The organism is Paenibacillus zeirhizosphaerae, from assembly GCF_030705605.1.
Taxonomy (GTDB): Bacteria; Bacillota; Bacilli; order Paenibacillales; family Paenibacillaceae; genus Paenibacillus; species Paenibacillus zeirhizosphaerae.
Genome location: NZ_JAPCKK010000001.1, coordinates 256,236 through 275,522, shown reverse-complemented (window position 1 = coordinate 275,522; position 19,287 = coordinate 256,236). Strand labels below are relative to the sequence as shown.

The 19,287-nt window shown below is 49.8% G+C and carries 19 protein-coding genes; 8 read left to right on the top strand and 11 right to left on the bottom strand.

What is annotated here, in order from left to right:
* Positions 1-85: 85 nt before the first annotated feature.
* The 5 genes from OIN60_RS01290 to OIN60_RS01270 all read right to left on the bottom strand — a co-directional run bounded on the left by OIN60_RS01290 (position 86) and on the right by OIN60_RS01270 (position 4,294).
* Complete coding sequence (locus OIN60_RS01290) at positions 86-1,126, bottom strand: BMP family lipoprotein (RefSeq protein ID WP_305753055.1); 1,041 nt, start codon at positions 1,124-1,126, stop codon at positions 86-88.
* Between the two features lie 476 nt (positions 1,127-1,602).
* Positions 1,603-1,962, bottom strand: a complete 360-nt coding sequence (rplT, locus tag OIN60_RS01285) for a 50S ribosomal protein L20 (protein ID WP_305753054.1) — start codon at positions 1,960-1,962, stop codon at positions 1,603-1,605.
* 53 nt (positions 1,963-2,015) lie between these two features.
* Complete coding sequence (gene rpmI / locus OIN60_RS01280) at positions 2,016-2,216, bottom strand: 50S ribosomal protein L35 (protein ID WP_305753053.1); 201 nt, start codon at positions 2,214-2,216, stop codon at positions 2,016-2,018.
* Between the two features lie 14 nt (positions 2,217-2,230).
* Positions 2,231-2,734, bottom strand: coding sequence for a translation initiation factor IF-3 (gene infC, locus OIN60_RS01275; protein WP_305753052.1), 504 nt, complete (start codon positions 2,732-2,734; stop codon positions 2,231-2,233).
* Positions 2,735-3,055: 321 nt separating this feature from the next.
* The gene (locus tag OIN60_RS01270; RefSeq protein ID WP_305753051.1) at positions 3,056-4,294 is read right to left on the bottom strand and encodes a glycosyltransferase family 2 protein; all 1,239 of its coding nucleotides are present in this window, start codon (positions 4,292-4,294) and stop codon (positions 3,056-3,058) included.
* A gap of 147 nt (positions 4,295-4,441) precedes the next feature.
* On the opposite strand from OIN60_RS01270, the gene OIN60_RS01265 reads away from it, so the two are divergent.
* The 3 genes from OIN60_RS01265 (at position 4,442) to OIN60_RS01255 (ending at position 6,753) form a co-directional block, all read left to right on the top strand.
* Complete coding sequence (locus tag OIN60_RS01265) at positions 4,442-4,846, top strand: hypothetical protein (RefSeq protein WP_305753050.1); 405 nt, start codon at positions 4,442-4,444, stop codon at positions 4,844-4,846.
* Between the two features lie 189 nt (positions 4,847-5,035).
* A complete protein-coding gene (locus tag OIN60_RS01260) occupies positions 5,036-5,563 on the top strand; it encodes a phosphatase PAP2 family protein (RefSeq protein WP_305753049.1) in 528 nt (175 codons plus the stop codon).
* Positions 5,564-5,616: 53 nt separating this feature from the next.
* Positions 5,617-6,753: an MGDG synthase family glycosyltransferase gene (locus OIN60_RS01255; protein ID WP_305753048.1), complete on the top strand. Its 1,137-nt coding sequence runs from the start codon at positions 5,617-5,619 to the stop codon at positions 6,751-6,753.
* A gap of 36 nt (positions 6,754-6,789) precedes the next feature.
* Here OIN60_RS01255 and trmB read toward each other — a convergent pair whose 3' ends face one another.
* Both trmB and OIN60_RS01245 read right to left on the bottom strand, forming a co-directional pair.
* Positions 6,790-7,521 carry a tRNA (guanosine(46)-N7)-methyltransferase TrmB gene (gene trmB, locus OIN60_RS01250; protein WP_305753047.1) on the bottom strand — a complete coding sequence of 244 codons (732 nt, stop codon included), beginning with the start codon at positions 7,519-7,521 and terminating at the stop codon, positions 6,790-6,792.
* Between the two features lie 203 nt (positions 7,522-7,724).
* A complete protein-coding gene (locus OIN60_RS01245) occupies positions 7,725-7,922 on the bottom strand; it encodes a hypothetical protein (RefSeq protein WP_305753046.1) in 198 nt (65 codons plus the stop codon).
* Positions 7,923-8,197: 275 nt separating this feature from the next.
* Between OIN60_RS01245 and mnmL the strand changes: the two genes are divergently transcribed.
* The 5 genes from mnmL (at position 8,198) to OIN60_RS01220 (ending at position 12,219) form a co-directional block, all read left to right on the top strand.
* Entirely contained in the window at positions 8,198-9,151 is a 954-nt protein-coding gene (mnmL, locus tag OIN60_RS01240) for a tRNA modification radical SAM protein MnmL/YtqA (protein ID WP_305753045.1), read from the top strand.
* Positions 9,151-9,741 (top strand): tRNA 5-(aminomethyl)-2-thiouridylate-methyltransferase MnmM, encoded by a 591-nt coding sequence (gene mnmM / locus OIN60_RS01235; RefSeq protein ID WP_305753044.1) that lies wholly within the window; start codon positions 9,151-9,153, stop codon positions 9,739-9,741. Before mnmL ends, mnmM begins: the two co-directional genes overlap by 1 nt.
* Positions 9,742-9,825: 84 nt before the next feature.
* Entirely contained in the window at positions 9,826-10,221 is a 396-nt protein-coding gene (locus tag OIN60_RS01230) for a VOC family protein (RefSeq protein WP_305753043.1), read from the top strand.
* Between the two features lie 33 nt (positions 10,222-10,254).
* A complete protein-coding gene (locus tag OIN60_RS01225; RefSeq protein ID WP_305753042.1) occupies positions 10,255-11,229 on the top strand; it encodes a type I phosphomannose isomerase catalytic subunit in 975 nt (324 codons plus the stop codon).
* Positions 11,230-11,277: 48 nt separating this feature from the next.
* Positions 11,278-12,219, top strand: a complete 942-nt coding sequence (locus OIN60_RS01220; protein ID WP_305753041.1) for an alpha/beta fold hydrolase — start codon at positions 11,278-11,280, stop codon at positions 12,217-12,219.
* Between the two features lie 63 nt (positions 12,220-12,282).
* On the opposite strand, the gene OIN60_RS01215 is transcribed toward OIN60_RS01220, so the two are convergent.
* The 4 genes from OIN60_RS01215 to OIN60_RS01200 form a co-directional block, all read right to left on the bottom strand.
* A complete protein-coding gene (locus OIN60_RS01215; protein WP_305753179.1) occupies positions 12,283-12,813 on the bottom strand; it encodes a YfiT family bacillithiol transferase in 531 nt (176 codons plus the stop codon).
* Between the two features lie 91 nt (positions 12,814-12,904).
* Positions 12,905-14,194, bottom strand: coding sequence for a 2-oxoglutarate dehydrogenase complex dihydrolipoyllysine-residue succinyltransferase (gene odhB, locus OIN60_RS01210; RefSeq protein WP_305753040.1), 1,290 nt, complete (start codon positions 14,192-14,194; stop codon positions 12,905-12,907).
* Between the two features lie 5 nt (positions 14,195-14,199).
* Positions 14,200-17,088, bottom strand: coding sequence for a 2-oxoglutarate dehydrogenase E1 component (locus OIN60_RS01205; RefSeq protein ID WP_305753039.1), 2,889 nt, complete (start codon positions 17,086-17,088; stop codon positions 14,200-14,202).
* A 391-nt stretch (positions 17,089-17,479) separates the two neighbouring features.
* On the bottom strand, positions 17,480-19,195 hold the full coding sequence (locus tag OIN60_RS01200; protein WP_305753038.1) for an ABC transporter ATP-binding protein: 1,716 nt from the start codon (positions 19,193-19,195) through the stop codon (positions 17,480-17,482).
* Between the last annotated feature and the right edge of the window lie 92 nt (positions 19,196-19,287).

The window sequence follows — 19,287 nt, the reverse complement described above, 5'->3', positions numbered from 1 at the left end:
AGGGAGCAATTGCTCCGAACGTAAGAACAAGGCCGGTCTTTTGAACCAGCCTTGTCATCTAAATATAGGATTGTTGCAGACTTGATTACTCAGCAGGAACCGTAACTTCGCCGCTGATGATTTTTTGTTTATACTCTTCGACTTGGTCCAGAACGTCTTGAGGAACGTTTTTGTTCGTTTCAGGCAGACCTACACCGTTATCCTTCAAGCTCAGCGTTTCTGTACCTGGAGCGAATGTACCGTCCACAACTTCCTGAGATACTTTCTTAACCGCTTCATCTACACGTTTCACCATAGAAGTCAGTGTAACATCATCGCCGAATTCAAGAGATTGATCTTTATCCACACCGATTACCCATACTTGCTGTCCGGATTTCACACGGGACTTGGCTTCATTGAAGACACCTGTTCCGGTGCCGCCTGCTGCGTGGAAGATAATATCTGCGCCATCATTGTAGATGGTTGCAGCCGCCGCTTTACCCAGGTCAGGCTTATCGAAAGCACCAGTGTAGTTTACAACCACTTGAGCATCAGGGTTTACCGCTTTAACACCCGCCGCAAAACCAATTTCAAAACGTTTGATCAACGGGCTGTCTTGTCCGCCTACAAAACCGACTTTGTTGGTTTTCGTCATTTTTCCTGCAACGACACCTACAAGGAAGGAGCCTTCATTTTCCGCAAAGGTAACGGATTTTACGTTTGGAGCATCTACAACACTGTCAATGATAGCCAGGTTGCTGTCCGGGTTATCTTTAGCTGCCTTGGTGATAGCATTCGCAAGATTGAAGCCGATGCCCCATGTCAGGTCGTAGCCGCCTTTAATGAACTGATTTAGGTTCGGATCGTAGTCCTGGTCGGATTTACTCTGTAAGTATTTAACTTCTGCTCCCGTTTCCGTTTGAATAGCTTCCAGCGCTTCCCAAGCGGATTGGTTAAAGGATTTATCGTTTACACCGCCAACGTCTGTAACCATACCGATTTTAACGTCGGATTTGGCAGCTTCTCCACTACCGGCGTTCTCAGTGCCACTTCCGGTATTAGCGCTCTGATTTTTGTTGCCACATCCGGCCAAAATTACCGAGATGGCCAGCAGCAAGACCAAAGACATGCTATAAAGTTTCTTCATTCTAAATCTGTTCCCCCTTATGGTTGGTTCCTTTGGCCTATTCCCGCATCCTGAAGACTATATCTACAACTGTCGAGAATCATGGATAAGGACACTTACTTTAGAGATTATACAATCAAGACCGCCCAAAATCCAGCGATATGATAACCTTTGGTCAATTTTTTTTACAAAATTTCAATGAAATCGTTCCATTTTGTTCAAATTCCAAACGATGTGTCACTTTATGTTATATTCATTCGTCTTTTCTCTGCTTGCGAGGGCCATCGCTATATATTATAGCCTGCCCATTTTTCACACAATTTACGCGAAGTTCAATTATGTAACCTTGCTACATAAGAAAAAGAAGACAGACCGCGCTTAGCGAAAGTTCTTCCTGTGAAATCAAAAAGCCTGTTCTTCGAAGTTTATACTTTCTGATTCCCATAAAAATAGACCGCCGATAGTTCGACGGTCTATATTTTGTTAATTCCTGCTGCTTAAGCGTTGATTTTCTCTTTGGCTACGGAAGCCAGAGAATTAAATGCGGTGATATCGTTAACAGCCAGATCAGCCAGCATTTTACGGTTCATGTCAACACCAGCCAGTTTCAGGCCGTGCATCATTTTGCTGTAGGACATTCCATTTTGACGTGCTGCAGCATTGATACGCACGATCCACAATCTGCGGAAGTTACGTTTTGTCTGACGACGGTCACGGTAGGCGTACACAAGCGATTTCATAACTTGTTCTTTAGCTGTTTTAAAAATGCGGTGTTTGGAACCGAAATAACCTCTAGCAAGCTTCAATACTTTTTTATGACGACGACGAACTACAAATCCGCCCTTTACTCTTGCCATATCAAAAGACCTCCCAAAAAATGTTTATGCTTATTGCATGATGATGTTCATAATTACTTCAGGTTGGACAAACCCTGTTTCAAACGTCTTACATCCCCTGGAGCCATCTCAGGGTTTGTTCCAAGGACACGTTTAGCACGCTTGGATTTATGGGACAGCAAGTGATTTTTGTACGCTTTGTAACGCATTACTTTGCCTGTACCAGTAATTTTAAAGCGGCCTTTCAGGCTGCTGTGAGTTTTCATTTTAGGCATTTGTTACTTCCTCCTCAATTGTCTTTAAGCTTTGGAGCCAAAATCATGATCATGGCGCGCCCTTCGAGCTTAGGCTGGCGCTCAACGGTACACAGGTCGGCCACTTCCAATTTCACGCGTTCCAGAATTTTCTGGCCCACGTTGGCATGGGTGATCTCACGTCCGCGGAAACGGACAGAGCATTTCACCTTGTCCCCTTCCTTCAGGAACTTCACCACATTGCGGAACTTGGTTTGATAATCATGCTCCTCAATGTTGGAACGGAACCATACTTCTTTAACGTCAACGATTTTTTGATTTTTGCGGGCTTCCTTCTCTTTCTTCTGCTGTTCGTAACGGAATTTTCCGTAGTCCATAATGCGGCATACCGGCGGTTTAGCCTGAGGAGCCACATTCACCAGATCTAAGTTAAGGTCTATCGCCATTTGCAAGGCCTCGCGGGTCGGCTTGATGCCAATTTGTTCCCCTTCAGGTCCTACCAGACGAACTTCGCGCACTCGAATCTCATCATTGATCATATGTTCCTTACTAATAACACTCCACCTCCAGGACCTATTGGGTTAAGCTTGGTTTGAAACAAAATAAAAAGGGATGTTGGCTGATCAGCCGACATCCCTGTCTAAATCACAATTCATCATGAAAAATACTCATTCATAAATCATCGGATTGAGACCAGCCAGCCGCCGCTGGACAGGTGAGAAGTCGGACCTTCTACTTGTAATCCACATTTTTCAATTAGCACACTCAGATATCATAGCATATCGAGAACAATCGAGTCAACCCTAAACAACTATAATCTTAAATAATTTTAAACAAGGCGGTCATAGACCGCCCCATTGCTATCCCTGCTTGCTTTGAACCTCTTCCAAGCGGACCACGCGCGTATGCTCTGTATGGCTCCATTGCTTGTTATTCTGTGTGAAGAACGCATAGAACGTAATCGGGAACCATGAAATCAGATAGATCGGGAAAAGGACCAAATACAGATATACTTTTTTGTAGGTCACCTTTTCCAGAGCCATCGCCGTCATGAATGTGGCAATGTTCAGACCAATAGCGGCCACACCGATCCACAGCGGTAAATAATTGTATAAGCTAGTGATATTCGGTCCGTTGAACACTACAGTATCCACCCACATGGCAGCCGTCATCAGAAACGTGAGCAATGTAGTGTACACGTTCATCGCATATAGAGCCATATCGAATTTAATCAGGCTCCCCTGCTTGATGCTCTGCCAGATGAGCGGGAAGAAATAACGGCGTGCCACCGTAAAGTGCCCCTGCATCCAGCGCAGGCGCTGTCTGGAGGAAGCAGCGAACGTGAGCGGCTTCTCGTCATATACTTTGGCATCGTAATTGAACTTTGGATACACATTACGCTGCGTGCAGCGCATGGTGAATTCAAGATCTTCCACCAGGCTCGTAGCGCCCCAGCCCATTTCCTTGAGCAGATTCGTTTCGAAACACATGCCTGTTCCGCCAAGGAAGTTTGCCATATTGAGATTGTGGCGTGAAAGCTGCCACAAGCGGTTAATGTACCAGTAAGAAATGCCATATGCCGCAGTAATCCATGAATCCTCAGGATTTTTGGTGTCTATATATCCCTGAATTACACGAGCACCTGAGCAAAGATCATTGTTCATTTCCTGCAGAAAGTCAGGATGCGCCAGATTGTCGGCGTCAAACATGACAATTGCATCATACTGGCGAGGCATTTTCCAGAGTTCCTTCAGCATCCACTCAATCGCATAACCTTTGCCGCGCAGATTCGGATTGGTCCGCACACAGGCGTTCATCCCGTGGCTGCGTACAATATCCGCCGTTTTATCCGTGCAGTTATCACAAATGACAAACACGTCGTACAGTTCTTTCGGATAGTTCAAATGCTTCAGATTTTCCATGAGCGCACCGACGACCTGCTCTTCATTATGCGCCGCGACAAGCACAGCAAACGATTTGACAGGCAGAGCTTGTTCTTTTTTCTTCCTGCGGTACAGACCGAACAAAGAGAATGCGAATTGGTAGACTGCAATCAGCGCAAGTATGACCTGCACTGTCACAAAAATAGCGTCCAGCATGGTCTCTGTTACCCCCTTAATAATATCCCTTTGATAGCTTGTTTCTTTTTCGATTCTGTCTCTTTTTAGTTTGTAACTTGACCCGGCAGCAGCATCTAACGGCTACTTGCCTTTTTTTGTAGACCCCTTTTTTGTCCGGTGGTTTCGATGCAGGGTGAAGCTGGACCTTCCATCAGATTGCCATGTTCGATTTTCCTTGGTTTTCACTCTTTTGTCAAAAGCTTAAAAATGCGGGATGCTCCAGAAAAAGCACTCGGAATCCCCGAATATGAGGATTGCCGCACTTCAAGCTTTCATTCATGGCGGTTAGTTCTTATTTTCATCCATTTGCTTGCTTTTTATTTCTTTCGCCCCCCCTTAAGCCCATCCTGTTTTGCTGAAAAGGCTCATCTGTCCTACTTTATGAAGGACATGGAGAAAGAAATGTTTTCACTTCAGCCTAATGTGTATATAAGTTATTTCTTACCGATTGAATCAAAAACCCGCCAGTCTGGTTATTGTAATCAATCAGAAGGCCAGAAGTCAAAAAGCAAAAAGTCGCGTTTCCCCTGATTCTTGAAATGTGATGCATTTAAAAATATGATGGTTTTAACGAAAAACTACAAATTATCCGCTATAATAAAGAAAAACGTCTGTTGACATACGTTCAAAGAAGACAGGCTGCGTTCAGCAGAAGTTTTTCTTGAGATTATAAAATGCATAAATAAAATGCCGCTGAAATAGCGGCGCCGGAGGAGTCATATGGATCGCCTAGTCATCAAACTACTTACTTTGGAGCACCGGCTGTTCAAATGGATCAATGGACGCCTTCATAATCGCTTTTTTAATTTCTGGCTCTACTACCTGACTCATCTCGGTGGAGCTACCATTACCATCGCTGCTACACTCCTGATCTGGCTGCTTGCGCCATCGCCTTGGGCAGAAACTGGGGCTAAAGCCTTAATTGCCTTGGCGGTCAGCCATATTCCGGTTGCCATAGCTAAAAAACTGTATCCGCGGGTAAGACCCTATATCACGCTGCCCGACACAAATACGTTCCGTAATCCGCTGACGGACCATTCGTTTCCATCAGGGCATACAACCGCCATATTCTCGGTGACGGTTCCTTTTATGGCCGAAGCGCCGATTTTGACGGTTATTCTGCTGCCGATCGCATTTATTGTCGGAACGTCCCGCATCTATCTTGGGCTTCACTATCCGTCCGACGTGCTGGCGGGCGCTCTTGTAGGCTCTGCTGCCGCGGCAGGAACAGTTGCATTATGGCCTTAAAGCCGATAAGTTTAAATTCGAGGAACAAATCAGCAGGGACAGGTGAACCGAAAGTGGCCAAAAAACGCGTATTATTATTATCGGAAGGTTTCGGGGCGGGTCACACGCAGGCTGCCTATGCGCTATCAAGCAGCCTGCGCAAGCTGTCGCCGAATGTGCAGACAAGGGTGCTTGAGCTTGGCAGCTTCTTGAACCCGCGTATGGCTCCGCTGATTATTACTGCTTATAAAAAAACCGTCACTTCACAGCCGCGGCTTGTCGGCATGGTCTACCGTCATCAATACAAAAAATCATTAAGCAGACTGACGACCCTTGCCTTGCACCGACTGTTCTATACGCAGACCCGCAGCATACTGAGGCAATTGCGTCCGGATCTGGTCGTGTGTACGCATCCGATTCCCAGCGCTGTCATTTCCCGGCTGAAGCGTCTTGGCGCACATGTACCGTTATGTACCGTCATTACGGACTACGACGCGCACGGCACGTGGATCAGCCCGGAAGTGGACCGGTATTTTGTATCTACTGAGGAGGTTCAGCGGAAGCTTCGCTTAAGAGGTGTTCCCATCACCAAAATTCAGGTGACCGGCATTCCTGTACACCCTGATTTCTGGGAGCATCCCGGCCATGATGAAATCCGGGGCAAATTCGGACTAAAGGATATGCCCACCGTACTTGTGATGGGCGGAGGCTGGGGGTTAATGAACGACGAAATGCTTCATGACTTTCTGCTTCGCTGGAAAGAGCAAGTCCAAATTATTTTTTGCCTCGGCAATAACGAAAAAATCAGGCAGAAGATGCTGCGGGACGACCGTTTCGACCATCCTCATATTCATGTGCTCGGCTTTACTCGTGAAGTCGATAAACTGATGGAGGTATCCGACCTGCTTGTCACCAAGCCTGGCGGAATGACCTGCTCCGAAGGTCTGGCCAAGGGAATACCGATGCTGTTCCACAATCCTCTGCCCGGACAGGAAGAAGAGAATAGCCAATACTTTAACGCACAGGGATACGGGGAGACGATTACGACCCCAGACGTGGTTGTCAAATGGATGAATCGGCTTCTTCATGACTATCCCGAAATCGTACACAAGCGCCAGAAGCATATAGAAAACATTGCCCGCTATTATCCAATGCAAAGCGCTCAAAGCATTCTGGAAATGCTTGAACAACGCAACAAGGTGCTCTCCTAGGAGAGCACCTTGTCCTGTATTCAGGGATTATAAAAATTATTGCAGTTCGTCGCTGCGTGAGCCGTACTTTTCCAGTCTGTGCTTGTTGTATTCCTCGAGCGCTTCTTTCCCTACCAGAACCTCAACACGATGAATATTCATGCCTTTTCCCATAAATTTCTGCTCATACTCTGTCATGACATGCTCTTCATTGATGCCATCCCGGTGCAAATTCAAGGAGATGTTCGTCATCTGCATACCACTGTCCGCGATCGCATTCAGCGAAAACTCGAATAACGTCTCCGAATCCGTCTTAAAATGGATCTCCCCCCGACTGTTCAGCAGCGTGGAATAGACCTGCAGAAAACGCGGATGCGTCAGACGGCGGCGGGCATGCTTCTTCTTGGGCCACGGATCTGAAAAATTCAAATAGATCCGCTCAATTTCACCCGGCTCGAATACTTCTTCAATGCGTTCAATATTCGCCAAAGCAAGCTTGATGTTAGGCGGCGAATCCACCTCTGCACCGTTCCAGGCCGCACGTGCCTTCTCGCTTGCCCTGCGCACAAGCTCGTCGTACATATCAAACCCGATATAATTCATTTCCGGGTTACGAAAGCTCATCTGGCTGATAAACTGCCCCTTTCCCATGCCAAATTCAACATGGATCGGGCGATCGTTGCCAAAAAGGCGGGCCCATTGCCCTTTATATTGTGCTGGCTGCAGAATAACCAGATCCTGCTGCTCTTCCAAACTTTCGCGAATTCCTTTTCTGCCGCGTAAACGCATATTATGTTATTCCTCCATTATGCCTCATAATCTTGTCGGACCCGCATGATCGTATTCATGCCCCCTGCAATATTGTGCCGAACTTCTCCGCAAAAGTAAACGGGAAATTCAGCGCCGTGAAAATGAAAAAGGAATTTCCAGTGTCATTCGTGATGAACGACGACAAGAAATTCCCTTTTCGATATATTTGGATTGGGGTCCAACTAAGTCAGTAGTTCATAGTCTACCTTATTCTCGGGTGATAAATCAAATGTCTTTTCACATGCGGCGCGAATTTTTTGTCTGGCACTGGTTCCGATTTGCTGATTTGCCGGATAACGAACCCCTGTCAGTGCGAGCGCCTCATCGAACGTCAACTCAACATAAATCTTCTCAGGGCGCTTGCGGCCGGGCGTATTCATCCTGATCACCTCACGGTTAATTTTGGTGGACCGGACCTGTAGTATGTCTGGATAGAATTGGAGCAAAGACGTTTGCATCAAATATCTGGTTCCGCTTTCAATATAACATATCATGTAAAGTATTACAATGTTCCGCAGCCCTTTTTTCCTTCTGTTTCCCCTTTTACTCCATTTGTCTAATTCCCATGTGAAGCGGTTTTTTGGTACAATAGATAAGATCTGAACGACTGGTGAGAAAGGCTGTACAGCTCTCAAATATGTACAAGGAGCACCTTATGAATTCAAACTTGCTTATGCCCCCCGTCTTGTGGGGAGATAAAAGGTTCCACACATGGAATTACGAAATGCGCGGGCAGTTTCAGGAAAAGGTCTTTAAAGTCATGCTGGATGCCGGCTTTACCTGTCCCAATAGGGACGGTTCCATCGCCAAAGGTGGTTGCACCTTCTGCAGCGCGCGCGGGTCAGGCGACTTTGCCGGAAGACGGCGGGATGATCTGGTCACCCAATTCAATACAATTCGCGACAGACAGCATCTGAAATGGCCGAACGCCAAATATATCGGTTATTTTCAAGCCTACACCAACACATATGCTCCTGTAGAGGAACTGCGTGAATATTACGAGGTTATTCTCGAACAGCCAGGAGTGATCGGCCTCTCCATCGCCACACGCCCTGACTGCCTTCCCGATGATGTCGTTGATTATCTGGCCGAGTTGAACAAAAGAACTTATCTCTGGGTTGAAATGGGGCTGCAAACGATTCACGAGTCCACCTCGCAGCTCATTAACAGAGCCCACGATACCCAATGCTATCTGGATGCGGTGGAGAAGCTGCGCAAACGCAATATACGCGTCTGTGCCCATATTATCTACGGGCTGCCGCAGGAAACACATGAAATGATGCTCGACACCGGCCGTGCCGTTGCCCAGATGGATGTGCAAGGAATCAAAATCCATCTGCTGCACCTGATGCGCAAAACGCCAATGGTCAAGCAGTATGAGGCTGGACTGCTCCGCTTCCTGGAAAAGGACGAGTATATCAAGCTGATCGTGGATACGCTGGAGTTCCTGCCACCGGAAATGATTGTGCACCGGCTGACCGGAGATGCTCCGAGAGATTTGCTGATCGGGCCTATGTGGTCCTTGAACAAGTGGGAAGTTCTCAATGGGATAGATAAAGAGCTAAGCGCGCGCGATTCGTGGCAGGGCAAATACTGGAGGAACGCCTGATGGGCTTTCTGTCTGTTTTAAGCTATGCTCACCAGCTTATATCTGCAAGACTACAGCCGGGAGATACAGCAGTGGATGCAACAGCCGGTACGGGGGCCGATACTCTTTTCCTCGCCAAAACGGTCGGCAGACGAGGCAGTGTATACAGCTTCGATATCCAGGAGGAAGCGCTGCGCTTAACGAAGGAGCGTCTTGTCAAGGAGACTGCGCCCCTCGGACAAGTTACACTGCTGCATGAGAGCCACTCCCTGCTCCACGACAAGCTTCCAGAGAAGCTTCGCGGGTCTGTAGCGGCTGTTATGTTCAATTTAGGCTACCTGCCGGCGGAAGGAGCTGATCCCGGGGTCATTACCAGAACGGACAGCACCCTTGCGGCCATGGAAGCTGCCCTCACGGTGCTGCGTCCGCGCGGCATTCTGACGGCTGTTCTCTACCCCGGCCATCCCGGCGGAGAAGAAGAAGCCCGAGCGGTTACCGAATGGGCTGCCGAACTTCCTGTGGAACGATACCAGAGTATCATCTATCGGCAACTGCAGCGCCCCTCGGCGCCTTACGTCGTTGCGATTGAGAAGAAGGCTCATAAGCTGTGACTATTTACGGTTATGCGCGGTCAGAAAACGGCTCGCTCCTGATCGCCTTACATACAACTTACTTTGAGAAAGGCGGTTCGTATTATGGCAGTAACAAAAATAGAACATGTTGGCATCATGGTAGCATCGATCGAAAAATCCATTGAGTTTTACGAAAAGGTTGTCGGCCTGACTCATCTGGAAACCGCTGGCCATACCAGTGATAGTATCCGCCTCGCCTTCCTGTCCTTCCCCGGCCAACGTAGCGTTGAGCTTGAACTTATTGAGGGCTATGCGGCCAAGCTGCCTAGCGAAGGCCAGGTCCATCACGTCGCTTTCAGCGTTGACGACATCGAGAGCGAATACCGCCGTATTCAAAGCCTGAATGTGGAGCAGCTTGACCCTGAACTGACAACGCTTCCGAACGGCAGCCGTTACTTCTTCTTCAGAGGCCCCGACGGAGAGGTGCTGGAGTTTTTTCAGTCCACACGTTCCGTATAATTCGATTACTTTAATTTGGAGGAGAGAGAAACCATGCTGAATCCTTATCCACTACAGTTTCAACCCGAATTTAAAGAAAGAGTGTGGGGCGGCAGAGCCCTGGAAAAATTCGGCCTGACTCCCCCGGAAGGCCCGATTGGCGAGGGCTGGATGATCGCAGACCACGCCAACGGCACAACAGCCGTCGTCAACGGCCCTCTTGCCGGCAAAGGACTGAACGAGCTTCGTGAGCAGTTCGGGACGGAATGGCTTGGCAGCAAAGGCGTCTCCGAAAAGGGAGGCCGCTTCCCTCTTCTGATTAAGCTGCTGGATTGCAATGACGATCTGTCCGTTCAGGTCCATCCGACAGACAGCTACGAAGGTCTGCCTCCAGGCGAGCTGGGCAAAACGGAGATGTGGTATGTGCTGGATGCCAAGCCGGACGCCAAAATCATTTATGGCCTTAAAGAAGGGGTTACCCCTGAAACGATGCGCACTGCGCTTGAAAATGGAACCATTATGGATCTCCTAAATCAGGTTCCGGTAGAAGCAGGAGACACCTTCTTCATACCTGCTGGAACGGTTCATGCATTATGCGCAGGTGTTCTCGTGGCGGAAATCCAGCAAAACTCCGATACTACATATCGGCTTTATGATTACAATCGTCCCGGACTGGACGGCAGGCCGCGCGAGCTGCATATTGAGGACTCTTTGAAGGTGACCTCTTACGAAGGCGCAGGAGCGACCTCTATGAAAACCTCAGGAGCCGAAGCAGGAGAATGGCTGCAGTTGGCTACCTGTGACTATTTTACGGTGGAAAAGGGAATCGTAAGCGATAAATGGGATATGTCCACTACCGCTGACAGCTTCACCATTCTGATTATCTGCGAAGGAAACGGCTCCCTTGCATGGAACAATGACAGCGATTCTCTGGCCTATAAAGCGGGGGACTGCTTCCTGCTGCCAGCCAACCTTGGAGAATACTCTCTCTCCGGAAAAAGCACCGTGCTGAGATCCTATCTTCCGTAGGCCCGTTCAGCACGAACGACCGCTCAGTTCAAGGAAGTGACGTCACAGATGAAGGAACATACGTTTACGATGTGGGATCACGGTGGTCATGATATCTTTGTATATCGCTGGCTGCCTGAAGACGAAACCGCCGTTCACTGCATCGTTCAAATTGCACACGGCATGTGTGAAACGGCCCACCGCTACCTGGAACTGGCCGAGTGTCTGACGGCCAGCGGGTATGCCGTCTATGCCAATGATCATATTGGGCACGGTAAAACAGCGTCCGCTACAAACAGTCTGGGCAATCCAGGCCCGGACGCCTTTAACCGGATGGCTCGTAATATGATCGAAGTAGGCGATATCGCATCCTCCGAATTTCCAGGAGTCCCCCGCATTCTGATGGGACATAGCATGGGTTCATTTTTGACCCAGAAGGTGATGTATGCTCCGGATCAGTCCTATGACGGTTTTATACTGTCAGGCACAAACGGCCGCCGCAGGCTGCTTCGCTTCGGCGAAAGGATGGCCATGATGCAGGCCATGATGCAGGGGACAGAACACCGTAGCTGGCTGCTGAACGCGATCGTATTCGGCGGGTTTAATCGCTCCTTCCAGCCGGTCAGAACCAGCTTTGACTGGCTGTCACGTGATCCAGAAGAAGTCGACCGCTTTATCCAGGATCCTTTATGTGGAGCCATTTGCACAACCGATTTCTTCCGTTCTTTCTTTAGGCTATTGCAGGAAATTCACCTCCCTGATTCCCTTGGCAAAATTGATAAGGCAAAGCCAGTATATATTTTTGCTGGCGACAAGGACCCTGTTGGCATGTTCGGCAAAGGCGTCCTGTCTCTTGTACAAATGTATAAGGAGCTGGGAATGGAACGGGTGGAGTATAAGCTGTATCCTGATGGAAGGCATGAAATGCTGCATGAAATCAATCGCGAGGAAGTCATGTCCGACCTGATCGGCTGGCTGCAGCGCAATTTCTCCCTTGTATCCTCTAGTTAAACACGAAAAGAGCATCCTTTAAGCCTGTACGGCGGAGGATGCTCTTTTGTATGGATTAATTCCTTACCATCCCATTCGCTTCGTCAACGACGTGATATGCGCTGTATGATGCATCCCATGCCAGGAATACATGCCTGTAGCGTTCTTCAGACTGATTACACCCGATTCCGGATGAACAAATGAGCGGCTGAACTGCTCAGGCTCAAAGGAACGGAGCAAGGTTACCCATCGTTCATGCAGCGAATCCAGCAGGTTCAAAGAAACCTCAACGGACAGCCTGGCATCGGGAAGTTCCGCCCATCGGCCTTCTTCATAAGGCTTGATAGCAGGAAGCTCTTCCGTCAGAGCCAGCTTAAAACGTACGTAGCTGTTAATATGGCTGTCCGCCACATGATGAACTACCTGACGCACTGTCCAGCCGCCTTCGCGATAGGGGGTGTCGAGCTGCTCGTCATCCAATCCCTTGACAGCCGCACGCAGCTTGGCAGGCAGCTCGGCAATATCATTGATCCAGCCCTGTAGCATTTCATCGGGAATTGGGTCAGGAGCCTCAAATTCCCCGATCGGATACCTTTCTCTCCATTCCACACTCATGCGATCACCAGACCTCTCCATGTATAGTCATCCCAAAAAGGCAAACCGCGGTAGCGCGGTCTGCCTTAAATAATTCAACACATTAAAACCGTTATCCTTCAAGCAGAAGGGACTCAGGATCCTCCAGCAGCTCCTTGATCGTCACCAGGAAGCGCACGGCTTCGCTGCCGTCAATAATCCGATGATCATAGGACAGGGCAATATACATCATAGGACGATTCTCCATACGTACCTCATCAATAGCTACTGGGCGGATTTGAATCTTATGCATGCCCAGAATGCCCACCTGAGGGGTATTCAAAATTGGGGTCGAGAGCAGGGAACCGAATACCCCGCCATTCGTGATTGTAAACGTTCCACCTTGGAGATCAGACAAGGCAAGCGTGTTAGTACGCGCCTTGCTCGCCAGCTCAGCGATGCTCTTCTCAATTTCCGCGAATCCGAGTCTGTCCGCATCCCGCACGACCGGAACAACCAATCCTTCCTTGGCGGAAACAGCAATCCCGATATCATAATATTTCTTCAGAACAATATCATCGCCATCAATTTCAGCATTAATCATCGGGAATTGCTTAAGCGCGCCGACAACCGCCTTCGTGAAGAAGGACATGAAGCCCAGGCCAATATCATGCTTTTCCTTGAATTTGTCTTTTCTGCGCTTGCGCACTTCCAAAATCGCCGTCATATCGACCTCATTAAAGGTCGTCAGCATAGCGGCTGTATGCTGAGCCTCGACGAGGCGCTTGGCAATGGTGGCACGGCGGCGGCTCATCCGCTGGCGTTCAACCGGCTTGCCATACCCACCTTCCGGCTGGGCAGCAGCGGCTGGTTTCACAGGAGCCGCTGGCGCAGGCGGTTGTGCAGCGGGAGCAGCTCCAGGAGCGTAGGCTTTTACATCCTCCTGGTAAATGCGACCCATTGGATCTCTTCCTTGAACTTCACCGAGATCAATGCCGCGCTCGCGCGCAAGCTTGCGGGCCGATGGGGAGGCTTTCTGCGTGCTTTCGCTTGGCGGCGGCACGGCTGCCGAGACGCTGCCAGTGAGCTGCTTGTCATCACCCTTAGAAGGAACAGAAGGGGCACCAGCGTCTGCCAAAGCCGGAGCCACCTCCGCTTTTGCGGACGGTGCAGCAGGGCTCACGCCTGCTCCGTCACCGATCAGGCCGACCGATTCTCCAATCTCTACCGTCTCGCCTTCCTGACGGATAATTTTCTCAAGCACGCCGGATTCTTCAGCGCTGATCTCCAGATTGACTTTATCCGTTTCCAGCTCCAGCAGAACATCTCCCTGGGATACTGCATCCCCCTCTTTGACGTGCCATCTGGAAATTGTTCCTTCGGTAATGGATTCCCCCATTGCGGGTACTTTAATCTCGCTCACAGACGCTACCTCCCCAGTGGAATGTTGTTTTTGTTCGATATTTTCTTCAGCGCGTACTGAATTATATTTTGCTGTTCCACACTATGAACGTGCTGATAACCGCTCGCAGGGCTTGAACGCTCCGGTCTGCCCTGGTAATTCACCTCAGCCCCTTGAGGAGCAACGGCCCGCAGACGAGGTTCCATGTAAGTCCATGCCCCCATGTTTTTCGGTTCCTCCTGTACCCACAGCAGCTCCTTCACATGGCTGAAACGCTTCAGCACAGCCTTGATTTCCTGTTCAGGGAAAGGATACAACTGCTCCACACGGATGATATGAAGCCAGTCAAGCTCACCGCTGCCTTCCTTCTCCAGCGCCTCTTCGAGGTCAATGGCCATTTTGCCGCTGCATAGAACGATACGTTCTACCCGATCGGTGCGTCCTCCCAGTCCCGTCTGCTCCAAAATCGGTCGGAACGAGCCATCACTAAGTTCGGCGGCCGACGAAGCTACCCGATTGTTGCGGATCAGGCTTTTCGGCGACATCAGAACGAGCGGCCGCGCTTGGTCTGTGCCGCAGAGAGCCGCCTGGCTCCGCAGCAGATGGAAGTATTGGGCTGCGCTGGACAGATTGGCAACGGTCCAGTTGTCATCCGCAGCGAGTTGAAGAAAACGCTCCAGGCGGGCGCTCGTATGCTCAGGCCCCTGCCCTTCCGCAGCATGTGGAAGCAGCATAACAAGACTCGATTTTTGTCTCCATTTTGCCTGACCTGCGGAGATAAACTGATCAAAGATGACCTGGGCGCAGTTGGCGAAATCCCCGAATTGAGCTTCCCAGATGACCATCGTCTCCGGTGAATATACGTTATAGCCGTACTCAAAGCCGAGCACACCCGCTTCTGACAGCGGACTGTTATAGATTGCGAAGGAAGCCTTGGCCTGCGGCAGAGCATGCAGCGGACAGTACACATCCCCTGTTTCCGGATCATGCAGAACAAGGTTACGGTGAGCGAAAGTAGCCCTTTCCGCGTCCTGGCCTGACATACGGATCGGTCTGCCGTCTGCCAGAATGCTTGCGAAAGCCAGTGTCTCCGCAAGGCTCCAGTCGATCTTCTCCCCTGCATTCAATGCGGTTTTACGACGCTGCAGAATCTTGGACAGCTTTGGATAGACTCGGAAATTGGCAGGCCATTTCAGCAAGGCTTCGTTCAGTTCCTGCAGCCGTGCCACCGGAACACCCGTCTGAAGCTTGAGCTTGTCATTGTCTGGGCGACGCTTGTCTTCAACCGGCTCTTCCTTCGGATGATTCTTAGCTTCTTCATAAGCCGCCTTCAGCCGAGTCTGCACTTCTTCCACCAGACGGTCGCGGAACGATGCCTCCACCACACCTTGCTCCGCCAAGTATTTTCCATATAAGTTACTGACGGTCAGATGCTGCTTTACCTTGCGGTAAACAAGCGGCTGTGTTGTCTCTGGATCATCCGTTTCGTTGTGGCCATAGCGGCGGTATCCGATCAGATCAATCAGGAAATCCTTCTTGAATCTATTCCGGTATTCAGCGGCAATACGGGCCGCGGCGATGCAGGCCTCCGGATTATCCGCATTCACATGAATGATTGGAATCTCGAAGCCCTTAGCCAGATCACTTGCATAATGGGTCGATCTGGAATCGCTGCTGTCCGTCGTAAAGCCGAGCCTGTTATTTACAATGATATGAATGGTTCCGCCGTTGCTGAATCCCCGTAAATCTTTAAAGTTCAGTGTCTCCGCGACAATTCCTTCCCCAGGAAAAGCCGCGTCGCCATGCATAAGGATCGTTGCAGCCTTGTTAACATCCTGTACCGGATATCCCGGTGTACTGCGATCCTCCTGAGCTGCACGCGCAAAGCCTTGTACAACTGGGTTGACATATTCCAGGTGACTTGGGTTATTCGCCAAGGTCAGACGCGCACGGACGGCTTCTCCTTCCTGCACATACCGGTCAGCTCCCAGGTGGTATTTCACATCCCCTGTCCAGCCGTAATTGATGCCGGTTGAGCCCTCGGACGGAATCATATCCTTATTCGGAGAATGATGGAACTCGGCAAACACTTTGCTGTACGGCTTGCCCAGAACGTGAGCCAATACATTCAGCCTTCCTCTGTGAGCCATCCCCATTAGAACATGATTTGCACCTGCCTGAATTACGCTGTGAATTACCTCATCAATCAGAGGCACAAGCACATCATTTCCTTCAATAGAGAACCGCTTCTGCCCTACGAAGGTTTTGTGCAAGAACTCCTCAAACTGCTCCACCTCAACCAGTCTGCCAAGCAGAGCCTCCCGCTCCTCCACGTTGAGGGGATCGGCGTTCCAGCCGGATTCCGCCTTACGGTTCAACCAACCTCTTTCCTTCTCATCGTGGATATGCGTGAATTCAAACGCCAGCGGACCGGTATAAGCTTCACGTAGCTTCTGAATCGCATCCCATCCATTAAGCGCATCCTGAGGAGCGGAATCCCAGATTAAAGAAGCGGAAAAAGCCTTCAGATCCTGCTCTGTCAGCCCGTAAAACGCCGGCTCAAGCAAGCCCGTATCCGCCTTAGGACTCAATCCCAAAGGATCAATGTCGGCTGCGAGATGTCCGTAAGCACGAATATTCGAGACCAGCTTGCCCGCTGTAACCGCTTTCCTCAATAGACCTGCGTCGGTTGCCGGCTGGACAACCATGGGCCCCCCATATTTTTCGAAAAATGCGGGCACACCGTTCTCTTCCGCTTGAGGAGGTTCCCCCCACTGTTCAAAAAGCTGACGATACGTCGGATCAACGGAGGCCGGATCCTTGACGAAATTTTCATACTGCTCCTGCACATACCCTAAGTTCGGTCCGTAATACGTCTGCCATGGCACTTGTCTGTCACTTTCTGCCATCGTCATCTCGTTCCCTTCATTGTGTTTTGGGATTCATCGCTGGACGGAATCGGTCTTTAAATTTGCTTTCTCATTTCCAACCTATTAAAAACTCCATCCATCATCCATTTCACAGAGTTCATTCTTGAGTTTAAGTAGAAAGAAATATGCCTCGTCTCCGGCATTTCCGGGTACGGAATACATGCTTGCCTATCAATATGATAAGCGCTTTCCTTCCTAGCCTCCATTGTATAAAATTTTGCACTCCGATAACATTTCCTATTTTTCAACATATTAATGCAAATTTGATATGAATCAAGCTGTCTTCATTATAATAAACACAAAGTGAAAAGGCCAATCCGCGCTCTGAGCCGGATCGACCTCATAATCATTAGGTGAATTTCTGGAATGGATTTATTCAGGATCCGAATTGGGCGGCATGCAGGCGGCTGTATACACCTCCGGATGCGATCAATTCATCATGTCTGCCCTGCTCGGTAACCCCTTTCTCGGTAACCACGATGATTCGGTCCGCATTCTTAATGGTCGCGAGCCGGTGGGCAATAACCAATGTTGTCCGGCCTGCGGACAATTCCGCCAGGGACTGCTGGATGGCTGCCTCCGTCTCCGTATCCAGCGCCGAGGTAGCCTCATCCAGAATAAGAATCGGCGGATTTTTCAAAAACATACGCGCAATGGCCAGTCTTTGCTTCTGCCCGCCCGATAGCTTCACGCCCCGCTCGCCGATGACCGTAGCCATCCCTTCCGGCTGGGAGCGAATAAAGTCCAGCAACTGAGCCCGGCGCGCCGCTTCCCAAATCTCTTCATCATTGGCATCAAGCTTGCCGTAGCCGATATTCTCGCGGATCGTACCGGAGAACAGGAACACATCCTGCTGCACAATGCCGATCTGGCGGCGAAGCGAGGACAGTGTCATCTGCCGGATATCCAGCCCATCTACGGTAATGGAACCGCCGTCGGCGTCATAAAAACGGGGCAGCAGGCTGCAGATCGTGGTTTTTCCCGAACCGGATGGTCCTACAAAAGCAACCGTCTCTCCGGCACGGATATCGAGATGGATATCATGCAGCACCTTTTCCTTATCCCCGTACCCGAAGCTCACTCCACGGTAGCGGATATCCCCCTTCAGGTTGTCCACCTCTACGGCACCCGGTAAATCCGCCACCTCCGGCTCCATGTCCATCAGCTCCGTGTATCGCTTGAAACCGGCAATGCCCTTCGGATAGCTCTCGATAATGGCGTTGATTTTATCTATAGGCCGGAAGAATACATTGGACAGCAGGATAAAGCCGACAAATTCGCCATAGGTGAGCTCTCCGCGAATGACATAATAAGCGCCGCTGATCAGCACGAAGAGGGATACAAAGCGGGTCAGCATATAGCTCATGGATAAGCCCTTGGACATAATTTTATAGGCCAGTAGCTTCGCAGTGCGGAAGCGGCCGTTATCGTGGCTGAATCTTTGCTTCTCAAATTCTTCATTGGAAAAAGCTTGAACGACACGGATACCGCCAATCGTATTTTCAACACGGGAATTGAACTCTCCCATGCTGCTGTACATGTCGTCAAACGCCCGTGTCATTTTTTTATTGAAATAGATCGACAGCCAGATTAGCAGTGGAATCACCGCAAAGATCAGGAGCGCCATCTCCAGGTGAATGAACGACATCAACGTAAAGGCTCCAAGCAGCGTCATAATCGCAATAAACAAATCCTCGGGGCCATGGTGAGCCATTTCGCCGATTTCCATCAGGTCATTCGTAATCCGTGACATCAGTGAGCCTGTCTTGTTGTTATCGAAGAAACGGAAAGACAACCTCTGCATATGCTCGAACAGCTTGCGGCGCATATCTGTCTCTATATTGATACCGAGCATATGCCCCCAGTAGTTCACAACGTACTGCATCACCGTGTTTAACGCATAAATGCCCAGGAGACCCAGGCAGGCCAGCAGAATCGATCGCAACTCTCCCAGTGGCAGCAGCTCATCCACCACGTAATTAACCGCAAGCGGAAAGCCCAGCTCCAGCAGCGCAGCGAATACCGCACAGGAAAAATCCAGAATAAAGAGCGGCCGGTAAGGCAGGTAATAGCTGAAAAATCGGCGGAACATCGTATACCTCTTTTCTCTATGTATTTCTTGGAGACGGACTGCAATGAAAATGTCCCGCCGCGCCGTAAAAGCGTCAGCAGGACATAATCAAG